The organism is Paenarthrobacter sp. CCNWLY172, assembly GCF_037402035.1.
GTDB lineage: Bacteria > Actinomycetota > Actinomycetes > Actinomycetales > Micrococcaceae > Arthrobacter.
This window is the reverse complement of record NZ_JBBEGB010000015.1, coordinates 44,330-60,465: the sequence shown is the minus strand read 5'-3', so window position 1 is coordinate 60,465 and position 16,136 is coordinate 44,330. Positions and strand designations below refer to the sequence as shown.

Genomic DNA, 16,136 nt, shown 5'->3' with positions numbered 1-16,136 from the left:
TTGGCGCACGCCAGCCATCACTCGAACTTTCTTGGGGAACAAATGAAGAAGAATGCGCTGCGCGGTTTTGCCGCGTCAGGACTGTTGGTCATGGGACTCACCGCGTGTGGCGGCGCCGGTACCTCTACGGATGCTGCATCAGCTCCGGCCAGTGAGACCCCGGCCCCTGCGCCCGCCCAGGCAAAGCAGTACACCACCCAGGAACTCACGGACCTGGTGAAGCAGATCAAGGCAGCCGATGGAACGGAACTGATGGTTTCTTCCGTCGACGACCTCGCTGGCCAGCAGGATCCACTCAAGGATCTCCTGGGCTCCATGAACATTGAGCCGGCCGAGTGCAAGGACCTGGCCATGGCCGGCGCTTCGCAGCCGATCGATGGCGCCACCGGCGCCAGCGGTGCAAAAATTGACCCTGCTTCCGGCGTCATTTCCAGTGTGACCCTGGCATCAGGTGTCTCCAAGGACGTGCTGGAGAACAACGTCAAGAGCAACGAAGACCAGATCACCACGTGCGCGAACATGACAATGTCCATGTCCGGCACCACCATGACCATGAAGACGGAAAAGTTCGACGGCATCGGTTCAGTACCCGGAACCCTGGGCATCAAGACCACCATGACCCTCCCTGACGGCCAGACCCAGTCAACCTTGATGGCCGCTGCCATTAAGGACGGCGTCCTCATCTCCGCCACAGCCTCGGGAAAGAACGCCGAAAGCGGCGGCGCAGCAGCTGCCGGGGCACTCATGGACCAGGCCGCAGCACTCATTAAGTAGCGTCGGCGCTGCAGCCGCGCGGCATGCCACCCACGCTTGAAAATGTGTCCGCGATCACATAGGTTCTTCCCAAGCCGTGTCGTTGGGGTGCGGGTGGTATCGGGGGGACTCATGATCAAGACCTTGACCGGCGTCGCTGGCGTCCACACCATCCGTGAGCTCGGCAGTGACCCATGCTTCCCAGCCGCAGATGATCCCGTTCCGCTGGAGGGAACGGCGATCTAGTCCCAGGACAGAGTCTGCGGCCGGCCGGCCGCTGAGCCACGCCATCGCAGGATGACCAGCCCATTGGGGCCAGGGGCTTCCACACGCGACGGCGTGGCTCTTCTGTGTGTGGGCACCCGGTAGATTAGTAGACAGTTGTTTTTGCCACACCTGCCATAGAAACGGATACGTACCCGTGGTCCTTCGCCTTTCCCAGTTATTCCTGCGCACCCTGCGTGAAGATCCCGTTGACGCTGAGGTCGCCAGCCACAAGCTCCTGGTCCGCGCCGGCTACATCCGCCGCGCAGCACCCGGCATCTATACGTGGCTGCCGCTGGGACTGAGTGTCCTGCGCAAGGTAGAAGAGATCATCCGTCAGGAAATGTCGGCCATCGGCGCCCAGGAAGTCCACTTCCCGGCGCTGCTGCCCCGCGAGCCCTACGAGGCCACCAACCGCTGGACCGAATACGGCGAAGGCCTGTTCCGCCTCCAGGACCGTAAGGGCGCGGACTATCTTCTTGCCCCCACGCACGAGGAAATGTTCACGCTCCTGGTGAAGGACCTGTACTCCTCGTACAAGGACCTGCCGCTGAGCCTCTACCAGATCCAGAACAAGTACCGCGATGAAGCACGCCCCCGGGCCGGCCTCCTCCGTGGCCGTGAGTTCATCATGAAGGACTCGTACTCCTTCGACATTGACGACGCCGGTTTGGATGCCAGCTACGCCGCCCACCGCGCCGCCTACCTGAAAATCTTTGAGCGCCTCGGCCTCGAAGTCATCCCCGTTGCTGCCACCGCCGGTGCCATGGGTGGCTCCAAGAGCGAGGAATTCCTTTTCCCCACCGAGATCGGCGAGGACACGTTCGTGCGCTCGGCGGGTGGCTACTACGCCAACGTCGAGGCCGTGACCACCGTTGTCCCGGAGGAGATCGATTTCACCAAAGCACCGGCCGCCCAGGTCCTGGACACCCCGAACACTCCCACCATTGATACCTTGGTGGCCGCAGCCAACCAGTTGGCTCCGCGCAGCGAGGCTGACGGCGGCGCCTGGACTGCCGCTGACACGCTCAAGAACGTTGTCCTTGCCGTGACCCTGCCAACGGGTGAGCGCCAGATCGTGGTGATCGGTGTCCCCGGCGACCGCGGAGTGGACCTCAAGCGCGTGGAAGCCAACATCGGCTCACACCTGCCGATTGCCGGCGAGATCGGCCTCGAGGCTGCCAACGAAGAGGACCTCAAGAAGCTGCCGTGGCTGGTTAAGGGCTACATCGGCCCCGGCCTGTCCCTGGACCAGCCTCTGCTGGGCCTTGAGGGCTCGTCCAAAGTGCTGTTCCTGGTGGATCCCCGTGTCGTCTCCGGTACCAGCTGGGTTACAGGCGCCAACGCCGAGGGCAAGCATGTCTTTGGGCTGGTCGCCGGCCGCGACTTCACGTGGGATGGCGTCATTGAAAGCACCGAAGTGCGTGCAGGCGACCCCGCCCCGGATGGATCCGGTCCGCTGGAGACCGCCCGCGGCATCGAAATGGGCCACATCTTCCAGCTCGGCCGCAAGTATGCCGCGGCCTTGGACTTGAAGGTGCTGGACCAGAACGGCAAGCAGCAGGTTGTCACCATGGGCTCCTACGGCGTTGGTGTTACGCGCGCAGTGGCCGCCTTGGCTGAAGCAAACCATGACGACCGCGGCCTCGTCTGGCCGCGCTCAGTGGCTCCGGCAGATGTCCATGTGGTGGCCGTAGGCCGTGGCGATGAAATCTTCGAGGCTGCTGAAAAGCTCTCCGCTGAGCTTGAAGCTGCCGGCCTGGACGTTATTTTCGACGACCGTCCGAAGGTTTCTCCCGGTGTAAAGTTCGGCGATGCCGAGCTGGTTGGCGTGCCCACCATCCTGGCCGTTGGCCGGGGACTTGTGGACGGTGTGGTGGAAGTCAAGGATCGCCGCAGCGGCGAAGCCGAGAACGTTGCGGTGGACAAGGCCGTGGACTACGTGGTCAACTCCGTACGAAACCGGTGATTTCCGGCTTCGAATCAATCCAGCTCACCACTCTCATCCTGATTGTGGTGGCTGGATTCGCCGCCGGTTGGGTGGACGCGGTTGTAGGGGGCGGGGGACTGATCCAGCTTCCCGCCCTGCTGCTGGTTCCCGGCATCACGCCGGTGCAGGCCTTGGCCACCAACAAGATGGGGTCCATTTTCGGCACCACCACCAGCGCCGTGACGTATTACCGGCGCGTGGGACCCGATCTCAAAACAGCCGTGCCCATGGCGGTCATCGCGTTGGCGGGGAGCTTCGGTGGGGCCATCCTGGCCGCTTCGCTGCCTGCCAGTGTGTTCAAGCCGATCATCGTGGTGGCATTGATCGCCGTCGCCATTTTCACTGCCTTGCGCCCCCGCGCCGGAGAGTTGACTGCCCTCCGCCACGACGGCCACAAGCACTACGTGGTGGCATGCCTCATAGGCGCCGTCATTGGCTTCTATGACGGTCTGATCGGCCCTGGCACCGGCTCTTTCCTGGTGATCGCCCTGGTTTCGGCCATGGGTTACGCGTTCCTGGAAGCCAGCGCCAAGGCGAAGATCGTCAATATGGCCACCAACGCCGGCGCCCTGATCTTTTTCCTTCCCCACGGCTCCCTGCTGTGGGGCGTAGGGCTGGTCCTGGGCCTGGCCAATATGGCCGGCGGCTATCTTGGTGCACGCACCGCCGTAGCCAAGGGGAGCAGTTTTGTACGCGTTGTCTTCCTGATCGTAGTTGCGGCGTTGATCATCAAGCTCGGCGTCGATGTCTGGAATGAGAACTTCGCGGCCTGATTCCCACGCAGGCGTCAGATGAAACTGCCGCTGGCATTGGCCAGCGATTTCAGACCGCGGACGACGGCGTGAGGCACCAACGCGCTGGAGGCTGGGTTACCGGGGGATGCCTCATTGGTGACGCAGATATCGAACGTACCCAGGCTGGTCTCCGCCACCACGTGGTGGGCTGTCTGGCCGGCGCCCGGATCTGCGATGAGCACAGCCTCCACCACGTCCCAGTTGCCAGCGGCCAAGGCAAGCGCGGACACCACGTTGGTGGATTTAGGGAAGGCCTTGATCAAGTCCGCAGGGCCGCCCCGCAGAAGCTCCACGGGCCGGGTCGCGGCGAGCAGCCGTTCTTTGGTTTCCCCGTCCATCCAGGGCTGGACCAGGGCGGCGGGCAGTTTTCGCGACTCCAGGGTGATGCGGTGAATGGTGCCGCCGGCGGAGGCGGCTGTGATCGCGTCCAGTCCGCCCAAGGCGCCGGTGGTGAGGAACGTCCGGCCTGGACCGTCGTCGAGCAGTTTCGTCCGCAGGGACTGGTCGCACAAGGCGCCTATCGAGGTGACCAGCAGGTCCGTGCCTGCCGCTACGGTACGGGGGCCGAATTCCGCGACGGCGGCGACGCCGGCGCACTCCACCACGACATCCGCCACTTCCAAGGCGTCGTCGAAGCTGAACCCTGCCCCGGCCTTGCCGTGCGGCACAACTCCGGCGAGCCTGGCGCCAGGGACTGTCCCGGCGTCGAGCAGTTCCACGATCCTCGAGCCGATGGCCCCGGACCCGATCAGGGCTACGGTGAGTGTCATCGCCTAGTGCGCCGTAGCGCCGGGATCGGGGATCTCATGGACCCGTGGAAGGCCATCAAGTGTCCGGCCCGCAAGAGTGCTGGCAACCCACAAAGAACGCGCTAAGTCTCCGCCGTGACCGGGAGTCCCCGCGTACCACAGAGCATTGTCCACCTCGCGGGCAATGCTCCATTGCCGGGCAGCCTCGGGATCGAGCCCCGCGGCGACGCTGAAATCGTGGCAACGCTCCCGCAACGCAGCCTCCGGGGCCGTTCGGGAGAGGTCATGGATCCGGTTCCACAAAACCGGCGCCACAGCGAACTCGGCCTCACCAATCTGTGGTTGCGGATCGATGGCCAGGTAGTCGCCACGGAGCTGCCGGTTGCCACTGGGGACAGCAAGGATGTTCATGAAGTGGAGGTCCGTGTGAACCAGGACATCCGTCCCCGAGCGGCGTCCCACGGCGCCACGCGTCTGGCATACTTCCAGCGCCGCTTCCAGCAGCCACCTGGGAAATGGCCGGTCCAGGCGTTCCCACTCCGCCGGCAGCTCATCGCTCCATCGCTCGGCAGTTGCGGCAATGTGCTCCAAGGCCCGCCACTCCAGGCGCTCGTCAGGTTGGATGGAGAGCCGGCGCAGGACGGCGCCCCAGGCGTCCCTCGCGTGATCCATGGGGGCGTCCTGGAGCCAGCGGGAGGCCTCCAGCCGTTCAAGGAGCATGGTGCAACTGGGAGCATCCGCTGCCAGCAGGCGGACCGAGCCCTGACCATCCCACAGTGCCAGGGCGTGGCGCTCCACCTGGGCTTCGTCGTGCGGGTAGGCGATCTTCAGCGCGGACGGGGCGCCGTTCTGGAGGACCGGCACCACCAGCGCTCCATGGCCGTTCCATGGTTCGGTGCCGGGTGCCAGGTCAACTGAGAGCTGCCACCGGTCCAGGGCGTCGGAGATAAGTCCCGGAAGGCTGGCCAGCCAGTCGCGTCCCGCGGAGTCGCGGTTGTACCGGGCGTGGAGGTCGCCCGGAATGGGAATCATCGCGTGAAGGGTCACGCGTTCAGCCTAACTCTGAGGGAAGCCGGAGCCCCTAGAAAACGCCGCTGGCACCCAAGAGCGTTCCCAGGGAGAACGTGGCAGCCAGGGCCAACGCGCCGCCCAGCACCACCCGGAAGGCCGCACGGAACCGGGAAGCGCCACCGATCCAGGCGCCAACAGCTCCGGTGATCGCCAAGGCAAGCAGGACCGCCACGAAGGTCAGCGGTACCCGGAGCTCCGGGGGAGGCAGGAGGATGGCCAGCATGGGCAGTATGGCCCCGAAAGTGAACGCCACAGCGGAGGCGACCGCCGCATTCCACGGGCTCACAATGTCGTCCTCGTGGATGTTCAGCTCCGCAGAGAGATGGGCGGCCAGGGCATCGTGCTCCGTGAGCTCCTCGGCAACCGCCCGGGCAGTCCTGGCACTGAGTCCCTTGGACTCGTAGATGGCCGCCAGCTCGTTGAGTTCGTCCTCGGGTTGCTGGGCCAGTTCGAGGCGTTCCTTCTCGATCAGCGCCTTCTGGGTGTCGCTCTGGCTGCTGACGGAGACGTATTCACCCAAGGCCATGGAAATGGCGCCACCCACCAGGCCCGCGGTACCGGCGGCAAGGATGCTGCCGGTGCTGGTGGTGGCACCTGCCACGCCCACCACGATCGCAGCAACGGACACAATCCCGTCATTGGCGCCCAGGACCCCGGCCCGCAACCAGTTCAACCGGTGGGCCAAGTCATCCCGGTGGGGTTCGTTCTCGTGCACGGTGGCAGTGTCTGGGGAAGCCATGATCCAAGCCAAGCACCGGGGGAGGGTCTTGACCAGCATGGCTAGGCTGGCCTATCCGGCGGGAGGAGGCGCGGACCCCTTCATGGTGGACCCGGTGGATGGTGTGGTGGAGGCGGAGCCGGACGCTGGACCCGTCGCTGAATCGCCCGCTGAACCGGGCGTCGGCAGCGGCGGCAACTCCCCGGCGTCGAGCGTCAGACCTGGCAGGGCAGGCACGTCCGCACCCCACGCCAGGCTCCTGCGGGCAGCAGCAAGGAGGCCGTCCACCGCCCATGCCCGCGTCCCACCCGTGGACAGGGCAACCAAGTCCCCCATTACCGGAAGAGCCGACGATTCCATCGCAGCCAGGGCAGCGGCGGGGTCCTGCGCGAACTGTTCCGGAAGACGGTATCCGGCTTCGCTGGCAGGTACGTCCCCGCAGTTGGCCCGGGTCAGCGCCTCCACCTGCTGGAGCAGCAGTTCGTGGGCTGCAAGGCCCTTGGCCGCGGTGCCGGCGGAAGCAGTGTCCAGCCGTTTGAGCGCCACCTGGTACGCGTAGACCGCTTCCTGATGTATGCGGACCGTAGCTGCCAAGGATGCGTCGGTGGTGGCGGACGTTGGCTCGGGCGTGGGGCTGACCGAAGGGCACGGTGCCGTCGGCGGCGTGGCGGCAGCTATTGGGGTCTTGGATGCCGCGGCATCCTTCGGGATCGGCAACTGCCACGCACCAGCCAGCTTTTCGGCCCCCAGCACTTGGGCGGATCCCACGGCGGCGAGGAGCCGGGCGATGCCGCCGTCGGCCTCGTAGGCGTCTGCCAGGCGCTGGGTTCCGCTTGCGGACAAAGCGGCAACAAAGGCGGAACGCGTGGTGCCGTCTGCTCTGCCGGCAGTGGTCGCGGTGGCGGAGGGAGTTGCTTCGGATGGAACCAGGAGGGCGCGAGCCTGCGTTGTCAGCAAAGTCACAGCGTCCTTGAGTGCGGTCTGGTCAGCACCCTGGCCGGCGGACGAAGACAGGGTGGCGGCCGATTCGCGAAGTTGCAGAGTGTCCTCCAGCGCACCCGCACGGGCGGCTTCGGAGAAGGGGACGGGCGGGGGAGTGCCGGAATCACGCGGAATAAGCACTATTCCGGTCCCTGCGACGAGCAATGCCACCACGGTAACCAGCAGGGCGCGGCCCCAGGGTGGTGTTCGTTGTTTTTCGCTTGTCTGCCCGCTCACAACAGACCATGGTGTCACGTGCGTGGCAAAGTCCGTGCACCATGTTCCCGGGAAAATCGTTAGGCTAGTAGTCACAACAACATCTATCGGGAGGCGGCGGGCAACGTGAGTGACTCGGAAGCCACGACTTCAACACACCGTTCTGAATCCAACTCAACGGCCACCATCCACAACCCGGAAGAGAGCAGGCTTAAGGCGCTGCTTGAACCGGCTGTCCTTGCCAGCAGGCTCTACCTCGAGGATGTTTCCATCCACGTTGCCGGTTCACACCGCACGGTCCACGTCGTCGTGGACCTGCCGCAGGAGGAGACCGGCGGTGTCAGCCTTGACGCCATTGCGGATGTCTCACGCGGGCTGTCCGATATCCTGGACAACGATCCCCATGACGACGGACGTCCGTATGACCTTGAGGTTTCTTCGCCGGGCGTCAGCCGCCCCTTGACCGAACCGCGCCACTGGCACCGGGCCCGGGGCCGCATGGTCCGGGTCAACGTGATCCAGGGGGACAATCTCCTGGGCCGCATCGCCTCGGTGGAGGATGACGGCGTGACGTTGATCCCCGAACACGAGGTCAAGAAGGGCATGAAGCCCAAGCAAGGCGACCCCATCACTATTCCTTTCGACAGGATCCGCCAAGGAAAAGTCGAGATTGAATTCAGCCACCTCCACGAGGCTGCGCTGGCAGACGAGCACAACGGACCTTCTGAGGAGGCCTAATGGATATTGACATGAGCGCACTGAGACTCCTGGAGCGTGAGCGTGAAATCCCGCTGGATCTCCTGATTCCCACCATCGAGCAAGCCCTGTTGGTGGCGTACCACAAGACGCCCGGCGCCTTCGAGAAGGCCCGCGCGGAATTGGACCGCAAGAGCGGCCACGTGACCATCTGGGCCACCGAGATTGACGACGACGGCGAGCCCATCGGCGAGTTTGAGGACACCCCGGCCGGCTTTGGCCGCATCGCAGCCAGCACGGCCCGCCAGATCATCCTCCAGCGTCTCCGCGACGTGGAGGATGACAACGTGCTGGGTGAGTTCAAGGGCCGTGAAGGCGAACTCGTTGCCGGCATGATCCAGCAGGGCAACAACCCGCACATGATCCAGGTCAACCTGGGAGCCGTTGAGGCACTGCTGCCGCCGCCCGAGCAGGTTCCCGGTGAGAAGTACCTCCACGGAAGCCGACTGCGCGCTTTCGTGGTCGATGTCCACCGTGGCGCCAAAGGTCCTTCCATCACGCTGTCCCGTTCGCACCCCGGACTGGTCCGCAAGCTGTTCGAAATGGAAGTTCCGGAAATCGCCGACCACTCCGTGGAGATCGTGGCGCTTGCCCGCGAAGCAGGCCACCGCACCAAGATCGCCGTCAAGGCCAACACTCCCGGCATCAACGCCAAGGGTGCCTGCATCGGTGAAATGGGTTCGCGTGTCCGGGCAGTCATGACTGAACTGAACGACGAAAAGATCGACATCGTCGACTTCAGTGATGACCCGGCAACCTTCATTGCCAACTCCTTGTCGCCCTCCAGGGTGAATTCCGTCACAATCACGGACGAGTCAACCCGCTCGGCCCGAGTGGTGGTTCCCGATTACCAGCTTTCGCTGGCCATCGGCAAGGAAGGCCAGAACGCCCGGCTCGCCGCAAAGCTGACTGGCTGGCGGATCGATATCGTCTCCGACGCCGCTCCGGCAAAGGTCGACTAGCGGTTCAACCGGCGGCTGATGCCGCCGGTTCCGCGCCGCGCTTGGGCGTCCCTGGTTTCGGTAGTGCGGGGCCGGGGGGCTAGACTAGATGGAACCGGGCTTACGTCCGGTATCCGCGCGCTTTGGCGTGCCTCAGCTGCGTGTGCAGGACCGGGGCCCGTCGGGCGCCAGTAACGTAAGGCAGGTTGGACACGTCGTGGCTGAACTGCCTGAACACGGCCAGGGGCCTGTTCGCACGTGCATCGGATGCCGGAAGCAAGGCTCCCGGTCCGAGCTTGTCCGGCTGGTCGCCCAAGGCAGCGGTTCGTCCGCCGTCCTGGTGGATGTCCGACGCCGGATGGCCGGCAGGGGTGCGTGGCTGCACCCCAGCGAAAAGTGCTTGGCATTGGCGATCAAGCGGCGCGCTTTCGGAAGGGCCCTTGCGGGCGCTGCCGAAACGGACGCCGTCGAACGTTACCTGATGCAGGGCACGCCACTTGTGGAGGCCCAGGCCACCACAGGAAAACCGTCCAAACCTGAAAGCGGGTCAGAAAACTGATGGAAACCCGATGAGTTCCCAGCGATGAGTGCGTAACGATGACAACTTTGTTGCGCTCTGCAATGGGCCTTTCATTCGCGCAAGCGGCGAAGGCCCGCAGTAAGAAGTAGACGGTTCGTGCCTGGCTCGGTGCGGACCGAGACAGGAGAAATGTGGCCAAGGTCCGCGTACATGAGCTCGCCAAAGAGCTCGGTATTACTTCCAAAGATGCAGTAACCAAACTGCAGGAATTGGGCGAATTCGTTCGCTCCGCCTCGTCAACCATCGAGGCCCCCGTCGTGAAGAAACTTCGCGACGCCTACCCGGGTGCCGGCGCTGCCAAGGCCGCCGCTCCCGCTGCCGCTCCCGCGGCAACCCGTCCCGCAGCATCCCGTCCGGCAGCACCGGCTCCGGGCCCCGCAGCACCGAAGGCTCCGGCCCCGGCACCTGCAGCCCCCGCTCCGGCAGCTTCGGCTCCTGCAGCACCGGTAGCTCCCGCGGCTTCGGCTCCGGCAGCACCCGCGGCTCCTGCCGCGTCCACCCCGGTGTCGGCCAAGCCCGGCGCCCGTCCTGCTCCCAAGGCAGAGACGCCGGCTCCGGCACGTCAAGGTGGCCAGGCTCCCCGTCCCGGCGGTCCCCGTCCGGGCAACAACCCGTTTGCTACCTCCCAGGGCATGCCCCGGGGCCGTGGTGGCGACGGAGATCGTCCGCCCCGTCCGGGTAACAACCCGTTTGCACCGTCCCAGGGCATGCCCCGGGGCGAACGCCGCAACGATGGCGAACGCCCCGGTGGTCCCCGTCCCGCTGCCGGCGCAGGCGGTCCCCGTCCTGCAGCAGGCACCGGTGGTCCCCGTCCGGGCGCTCCGCGTCCGGGTGCACCCCGTCCGGGCGCTCCGCGTCCCGCTGGCGGTCCCGGTGCCGGAAACCGTCCTACTCCGGGCATGATGCCCAACCGCACTGAGCGTCCGGCTCCCGGTGGCGCAGGCCGTCCGGGTGGCGCAGGCCGTCCCGGTGGCGGCCCCGGTCGTCCCGGTGGCGCGCCCGGTGCAGGTACCGGTGGCGGCGCTCCCGCCGGCGGTGGCTTCGGCAAGGGTGGCCGCGGCCGCGGTGGCACCCAGGGTGCCTTCGGCAAGGGTGGCGCCGGTCGTGGCAAGCAGCGTAAGTCGAAGCGTGCAAAGCGCCAGGAACTGGAGCAGATGAGTGCTCCGTCGCTGGGCGGCGTATCGGTACCCCGCGGTGATGGCGAAACCATCATCCGGCTTCGTCGTGGCTCGTCCATCACGGACTTTGCCGAGAAGATTGATGCGAACCCCGCATCGCTGGTGACCGTGCTGTTCCACCTCGGTGAAATGGCAACGGCTACGCAGTCCCTCGACGAAGACACCTTTGGCCTGCTTGGCGCCGAACTTGGCTACAAGCTCCAGGTTGTTTCCCCCGAGGATGAAGAGCGCGAGCTGCTGGATCAGTTCGACATCAACATCCAGGATGAACTCGACGCCGAAGGCGACGACGTTCTCGAGGCCCGCGCCCCGGTTGTCACCGTCATGGGTCACGTTGACCACGGTAAGACCCGCCTGTTGGATGCCATCCGCAACTCGAACGTTGTGGCCGGCGAGCACGGTGGCATCACCCAGCACATCGGTGCCTACCAGATCAGCCACGTCCACGAGGGCACTGCCCGCGACATCACCTTCATTGACACCCCCGGTCACGAGGCCTTCACGGCCATGCGTGCACGTGGTGCCAAGGTCACCGATATCGCCATCCTGGTTGTCGCAGCCGACGACGGCGTGATGCCGCAGACGGTGGAAGCGCTCAACCACGCCCAGGCAGCCAATGTGCCGATCGTCGTCGCGGTGAACAAGATCGACAAGGAAGGCGCCAACCCTGACAAGGTCAAGGGCCAGCTGACCGAGTACGGCTTGGTTCCGGAAGAGTACGGTGGCGACACCATGTTCGTTGAGGTCTCTGCACGCCAGAACCTCAATATTGACGAACTGATCGACGCCGTCCTGCTCACGGCCGATGCGGCACTGGATCTGCGCGCCAACCCGGACAAGGACGCTCGAGGCATTGCCATCGAAGCGAACCTGGACAAGGGCCGCGGTGCTGTTGCTACCGTCCTGGTCCAGTCCGGAACCTTGGCCGTGGGCGACACGATCGTGGCCGGTACGGCTCACGGCCGCGTCCGTGCCATGTTCGACGAGAACGGCGAGGCACTCGATGTCGCACTGCCGTCCCGTCCGGTGCAGGTCCTCGGCCTGTCCAACGTGCCGCGTGCAGGTGACACCTTCCTGGTGACCCCTGACGAGCGTACGGCCCGCCAGATCGCTGAGAAGCGTGAAGCTGCCGACCGCAACGCCGCACTGGCCAAGCGTCGCAAGCGCATCAGCCTGGAGGACTTCGACCAGGCCGTTGCAGAAGGCAAGATCGACACCCTCAACCTCATCCTCAAGGGTGACGTTTCCGGTGCCGTGGAAGCCCTCGAAGACGCCTTGCTCAAGATCGACGTCGGAGATGACGACGTTCAGCTGCGTGTCATTCACCGCGGTGTGGGTGCCATCACGCAGAACGACGTCAACCTCGCTACGGTGGACAACGCCATCATCATCGGCTTCAACGTCAAGCCGGCCGAGCGCGTTGCTGAACTTGCTGACCGTGAAGGCGTGGACATGCGCTTCTACTCGGTCATCTACGCAGCAATCGATGACATTGAGATGGCTCTCAAGGGCATGCTCAAGCCGGAGTACGAAGAAGTCCAGCTCGGCACTGCCGAGGTCCGCGAAGTCTTCCGTTCCTCCAAGTTCGGCAACATCGCAGGCTCGATCGTCCGCACGGGCATCATCCGCCGTAACAGCAAGGCACGTGTCAGCCGCGACGGCAAGGTCATCGGTGACAACCTCACCGTTGAGACGCTCAAGCGCTTCAAGGATGACGCCACCGAAGTCCGTACCGACTTCGAGTGTGGTATCGGTCTTGGCTCCTTCAACGACATCACTGAAGGCGACATCATCGAGACCTTCGAAATGCGCGAAAAGCCGCGCGTCTAGGTTCCGTTTGGAACGGGTCCGTCGGGTAGCCCCGGCGGACCCGTTCCGTCCCCGTTTCTAACTTTCCAGGAGGAAGTCATGGCTGATCCCGCACGCGCTGCCAAGCTGGCACAGCGGATTAAGGTCGTCGTCGCTGAGGCCCTCGGTCGTCGGGTCAAAGATCCGCGTGTCGAGTCCATCACGGTCACCGACGCCCGCGTCACCAACGACCTTCAGCACGCCACCATCTACTACACCGTCTTCGGTGACGAGGTAGCCCACGCAGATGCTGCCCGCGCCTTGGAGAAGGCCAAGGGTGTGCTTCGGCAGGAAGTTGGCCGCAACATCACCGTCCGGCTTACCCCGACGCTCGAGTTTGTTGCGGACCAAATCCCCGTCAACGCCTCGAACCTTGAGGAGTTGCTGCGCGAAGCCAAGCGTCGCGATGCCGAGGTAGCCGCTTTGGCTGCCAGTGCCAAGCACGCCGGCGAGGCCGACCCCTACAAGGGCGATGCCCCTGAGGACATCGACGAGGACGACTTCGACGAAGAGGACACTGATCTCTCCGGAGATCAAGAACTCGACGAAGACGCCAACCGCTAAGAGCCTCAGCGTTTTTGTACACCCAATGCCCCTAAGACAGCGTTTTAGGGGCATTGGCTGTACTCAGACTCGTTAGGATCAGAGCATGTCGGCGCACACTGCTCAGCAACGTGATGAATATCTGAACCGTGCCATCCACCTGGCGGTGCAGAACGTTTCCGACGGCGGCGGTCCTTTCGGCGCCGTTGTGGTCACCCCGGACGGGACTGTCCATGAAGGTGTCAACAGGGTCACCCGCGACCATGACCCCACAGCCCATGCAGAAGTCGTGGCGATCCGCCGGGCCGCTTCCGCGGCGCAACGGTTCGACCTCACGGGATCGGTTCTCTACGCCAGTTGTGAGCCGTGCCCCTTGTGTTTATCGGCCGCGCTCTGGGCCAGGATCGGGCATGTCTACTTCGCGGCGGACAGGCATGGTGCCGCCCGGGCTGGGATTGATGACGCCGTGTTCTACGAATATTTCGCCGGTGCCAGGCCTGGGCTGCTGCCGGTAGAGCACGCTGCATTGCCCGCGTCAGGTGACCCCTTCGAGGCCTGGCTCAACCACTCCCGCCGGACCGCCTACTGAGGCCGGACGGCCTGCGGAGGCGCCCGCATCCTGGAGTCCCCGGCAACTAGACCTTGGCTGGGAGCCGGCTGACGCCGTCGAGCAGGTCCTGCTGCCCACCACAGAGGGCAATCCTGATCCATCCTTCACCGATTGAGCCGAATGCCGTTCCCGGCGCGAAGGACACACCGGCATCAGCGAGGAACTTTCGCACCCAGGTGCGGACATCCCCGTTGGTGACATGGGAGACGTCGGCCCACAAATAGAACGCCCCCTGTGCTCCCAAATACGGAATTCCCTTCCCCGACAACACCGCTGAGGCCGCATCCCGGTTGCTCCGGTAGTGGTCGCGGGCGTGGGAAACATAGTCCTGCGGCCCCGTGAGTGCGGCCAAGGCGGCGTACTGGGAAGGTGATGCGACGCAGGACACGATCGATTCCATGACGTTGTTCATCTTCTGCTCCAGTCCTGGAGGGCAGATCAAGGCACCGATGCGCAGGCCTGTGAGGCCGTAGGTCTTGGACAGCGTCAGGGAGGTGAAAACGCGGGCTTCACCGGGAACGTCGCTGTCGTAGCGGGCCGGGCTGACATGTGGCACATCGAACGTGAAGGCCTCATAGCACTCGTCCGAAATGATCCAGAGGTCATGCCGCACTGCCAGCTCCACGAGATGGCGCGTGGCGTCTTCACTGATGACCGCGCCCAAAGGGTTGGAGGGGGAGTTCAACATCAGCACCTTGGTCCGTGGTGTGATGAGTGCTTCAATGTCCTCGATGTGGGGCTGGAAGTCGTTCTTGGGGTACAGCGGGTACTGGACCGGCACTGCGTGCAGGAGGCGGCTGGTCATGGCGAACGTGGGGTACCCGGGGTTGGGAATGAGGATCTCGTCGCCCGGAGCGAGCAGGAGGCTCATGGCGAAGTGCAGGCCCTGCTGCGCGCCGTCCACCACATAGACCCGCTCCGCGCCGATCTGCACGTGCTGCTGTTCGCGGAAGCGCGCTGCGAAGGCTTCACGGAGCGCGGGAATCCCGGCGTTCGGTGTGTAATTGGTCTCATCCCGGTCCAGGCAGGCAATGCCGGCGTCCAGGACGTGCCGCGGCAGTGCAAAGCCCGGCTCGCCGATGCTGAGGACGATCGCTCCGGGGGTTGCCCAGGCGGCTTCGGTGATTTCCCGGATCTGGTTCACGGGGACGTCGCGGACATGTGTGGCAAGCTCAGGCATGGGAGCCATCCTAGCCACCCATATACTGGTAAGCGTGCTTTCTGGACTGGTAATCGTTGACAAACCGCAGGGATGGACCAGCCATGATGTGGTTGGCCGGATGCGGCGGCTGGCTGGTACCCGGAAAGTGGGGCATGCGGGAACGCTGGATCCCATGGCCACCGGCGTGCTGGTACTCGGCATCAACAAGGCCACGCGCCTGTTGACCTACATCGTGGGCACTTCCAAGACCTACACCGCCACCATCAGGTTGGGCGAAACCACCATCACCGATGACGCTGAGGGCGAAGTCACAGAATCCCGCACGGCCGCGGAGGTCACCGATGACGCCATCGCCGCCGGGGTTGCCGCGCTGACAGGACCCATCCAGCAGGTTCCCAGCAGCGTCAGCGCCATCAAAGTCAACGGCGAACGTTCCTACGCCCGCGTCCGCTCCGGCGAGGAAGTCAAGCTCGCCGCCCGCCCGGTCACCATTCACCGCTTTGATGTCCACTCCATAACTAGGATCGACGGCGGCAGGGTAGTTGACGTTGATGTCACCGTGGAATGTTCTTCCGGCACGTACATCAGGGCGTTGGCCCGCGACCTCGGCAACGGGCTGGGCGTCGGGGGGCACCTCACTGCCCTGCGCAGGACCCAGGTAGGTCCGTACACCCTTGACCAGGCCCGTACCTTGGAGGAGCTGGCAGAAGAACTCAACGTGCTGGAGATGTCCTTGGCGGCCAGGGCCCTCATGCCCAACCGGGAGCTCAGCGAAGAAGAAACCACGGAGATCTCCTTTGGCCGCCGTATTGCTGCCGGCCCCGGGGCAGGTACGTCCACGGCCGCTACGGCAGAGAACCCCGCAGCCGCGTTCGCGCCGTCGGGTGAGCTGGTAGCACTGCTGGCGGACGCCGGCAGCTTTGCGAAGCCGGTGTTGGTCTTCGCTCCGGGAACTGGGTCCGGAACCGGGCAGGGGCAATAA

15 protein-coding genes are annotated in these 16,136 nt (G+C 64.7%); 10 read left to right on the top strand and 5 right to left on the bottom strand.

Going from position 1 to position 16,136, the window contains the following annotated elements:
* Window positions 1-42: 42 nt before the first annotated feature.
* The 3 genes from WBN73_RS19050 (at window position 43) to WBN73_RS19040 (ending at window position 3,780) form a co-directional block, all read left to right on the top strand.
* Window positions 43-774, top strand: coding sequence for a hypothetical protein (locus WBN73_RS19050; RefSeq protein ID WP_280627636.1), 732 nt, complete (start codon window positions 43-45; stop codon window positions 772-774).
* A 400-nt stretch (window positions 775-1,174) separates the two neighbouring features.
* On the top strand, window positions 1,175-2,986 hold the full coding sequence (locus WBN73_RS19045; RefSeq protein WP_337341034.1) for a proline--tRNA ligase: 1,812 nt from the start codon (window positions 1,175-1,177) through the stop codon (window positions 2,984-2,986).
* Window positions 2,983-3,780 (top strand): sulfite exporter TauE/SafE family protein, encoded by a 798-nt coding sequence (locus tag WBN73_RS19040; RefSeq protein WP_207596998.1) that lies wholly within the window; start codon window positions 2,983-2,985, stop codon window positions 3,778-3,780. Before WBN73_RS19045 ends, WBN73_RS19040 begins: the two co-directional genes overlap by 4 nt.
* A gap of 14 nt (window positions 3,781-3,794) precedes the next feature.
* Here the strand turns inward: WBN73_RS19040 and WBN73_RS19035 are convergent, their stop codons facing one another.
* From WBN73_RS19035 to WBN73_RS19020, 4 genes are read right to left on the bottom strand one after another with little or no spacing between them, the layout of a single operon-like run.
* A complete protein-coding gene (locus WBN73_RS19035) occupies window positions 3,795-4,571 on the bottom strand; it encodes an aspartate dehydrogenase domain-containing protein (protein WP_337341033.1) in 777 nt (258 codons plus the stop codon).
* 3 nt (window positions 4,572-4,574) lie between these two features.
* Window positions 4,575-5,597 carry an aminoglycoside phosphotransferase family protein gene (locus tag WBN73_RS19030; RefSeq protein ID WP_337341032.1) on the bottom strand — a complete coding sequence of 341 codons (1,023 nt, stop codon included), beginning with the start codon at window positions 5,595-5,597 and terminating at the stop codon, window positions 4,575-4,577.
* Window positions 5,598-5,631: 34 nt separating this feature from the next.
* Complete coding sequence (locus WBN73_RS19025) at window positions 5,632-6,360, bottom strand: VIT1/CCC1 transporter family protein (RefSeq protein ID WP_337341031.1); 729 nt, start codon at window positions 6,358-6,360, stop codon at window positions 5,632-5,634.
* A 51-nt stretch (window positions 6,361-6,411) separates the two neighbouring features.
* The gene (locus tag WBN73_RS19020; protein WP_337341030.1) at window positions 6,412-7,557 is read right to left on the bottom strand and encodes a ferritin-like domain-containing protein; all 1,146 of its coding nucleotides are present in this window, start codon (window positions 7,555-7,557) and stop codon (window positions 6,412-6,414) included.
* Between the two features lie 105 nt (window positions 7,558-7,662).
* On the opposite strand from WBN73_RS19020, the gene rimP reads away from it, so the two are divergent.
* The 6 genes from rimP (at window position 7,663) to WBN73_RS18990 (ending at window position 13,971) form a co-directional block, all read left to right on the top strand.
* Window positions 7,663-8,274, top strand: a complete 612-nt coding sequence (gene rimP / locus WBN73_RS19015) for a ribosome maturation factor RimP (RefSeq protein WP_089594373.1) — start codon at window positions 7,663-7,665, stop codon at window positions 8,272-8,274.
* Window positions 8,274-9,254: a transcription termination factor NusA gene (gene nusA / locus WBN73_RS19010; RefSeq protein WP_089594374.1), complete on the top strand. Its 981-nt coding sequence runs from the start codon at window positions 8,274-8,276 to the stop codon at window positions 9,252-9,254. The genes rimP and nusA overlap by 1 nt, the downstream gene beginning before the upstream one ends.
* A 196-nt stretch (window positions 9,255-9,450) precedes the next feature.
* Entirely contained in the window at window positions 9,451-9,792 is a 342-nt protein-coding gene (locus WBN73_RS19005; RefSeq protein WP_242703569.1) for a YlxR family protein, read from the top strand.
* 152 nt (window positions 9,793-9,944) lie between these two features.
* A complete protein-coding gene (infB, locus tag WBN73_RS19000; RefSeq protein WP_337341029.1) occupies window positions 9,945-12,821 on the top strand; it encodes a translation initiation factor IF-2 in 2,877 nt (958 codons plus the stop codon).
* Window positions 12,822-12,899: 78 nt separating this feature from the next.
* Complete coding sequence (gene rbfA, locus WBN73_RS18995) at window positions 12,900-13,403, top strand: 30S ribosome-binding factor RbfA (protein WP_207597004.1); 504 nt, start codon at window positions 12,900-12,902, stop codon at window positions 13,401-13,403.
* Between the two features lie 85 nt (window positions 13,404-13,488).
* The gene (locus tag WBN73_RS18990) at window positions 13,489-13,971 is read left to right on the top strand and encodes a nucleoside deaminase (RefSeq protein WP_337341028.1); all 483 of its coding nucleotides are present in this window, start codon (window positions 13,489-13,491) and stop codon (window positions 13,969-13,971) included.
* A gap of 46 nt (window positions 13,972-14,017) precedes the next feature.
* On the opposite strand, the gene WBN73_RS18985 is transcribed toward WBN73_RS18990, so the two are convergent.
* Window positions 14,018-15,172, bottom strand: a complete 1,155-nt coding sequence (locus WBN73_RS18985; protein ID WP_207597006.1) for a pyridoxal phosphate-dependent aminotransferase — start codon at window positions 15,170-15,172, stop codon at window positions 14,018-14,020.
* Between the two features lie 34 nt (window positions 15,173-15,206).
* Between WBN73_RS18985 and truB the strand changes: the two genes are divergently transcribed.
* The gene (gene truB / locus WBN73_RS18980) at window positions 15,207-16,136 is read left to right on the top strand and encodes a tRNA pseudouridine(55) synthase TruB (protein ID WP_280627643.1); all 930 of its coding nucleotides are present in this window, start codon (window positions 15,207-15,209) and stop codon (window positions 16,134-16,136) included.

What these genes read in the sequence shown, in the direction of transcription:
- WBN73_RS19050 (WP_280627636.1), top strand. Translation starts at nt 43, where the DNA reads ATGAAGAAGAATGCGCTGCGCGGTTTTGCCGCGTCAGGACTGTTGGTC.
- WBN73_RS19035 (WP_337341033.1), bottom strand. Translation starts at nt 4,571, where the DNA reads ATGACACTCACCGTAGCCCTGATCGGGTCCGGGGCCATCGGCTCGAGG.
- WBN73_RS19025 (WP_337341031.1), bottom strand. Translation starts at nt 6,360, where the DNA reads ATGGCTTCCCCAGACACTGCCACCGTGCACGAGAACGAACCCCACCGG.
- nusA (WP_089594374.1), top strand. Translation starts at nt 8,274, where the DNA reads ATGGATATTGACATGAGCGCACTGAGACTCCTGGAGCGTGAGCGTGAA.
- rbfA (WP_207597004.1), top strand. Translation starts at nt 12,900, where the DNA reads ATGGCTGATCCCGCACGCGCTGCCAAGCTGGCACAGCGGATTAAGGTC.
- WBN73_RS18990 (WP_337341028.1), top strand. Translation starts at nt 13,489, where the DNA reads ATGTCGGCGCACACTGCTCAGCAACGTGATGAATATCTGAACCGTGCC.
- WBN73_RS18985 (WP_207597006.1), bottom strand. Translation starts at nt 15,172, where the DNA reads ATGCCTGAGCTTGCCACACATGTCCGCGACGTCCCCGTGAACCAGATC.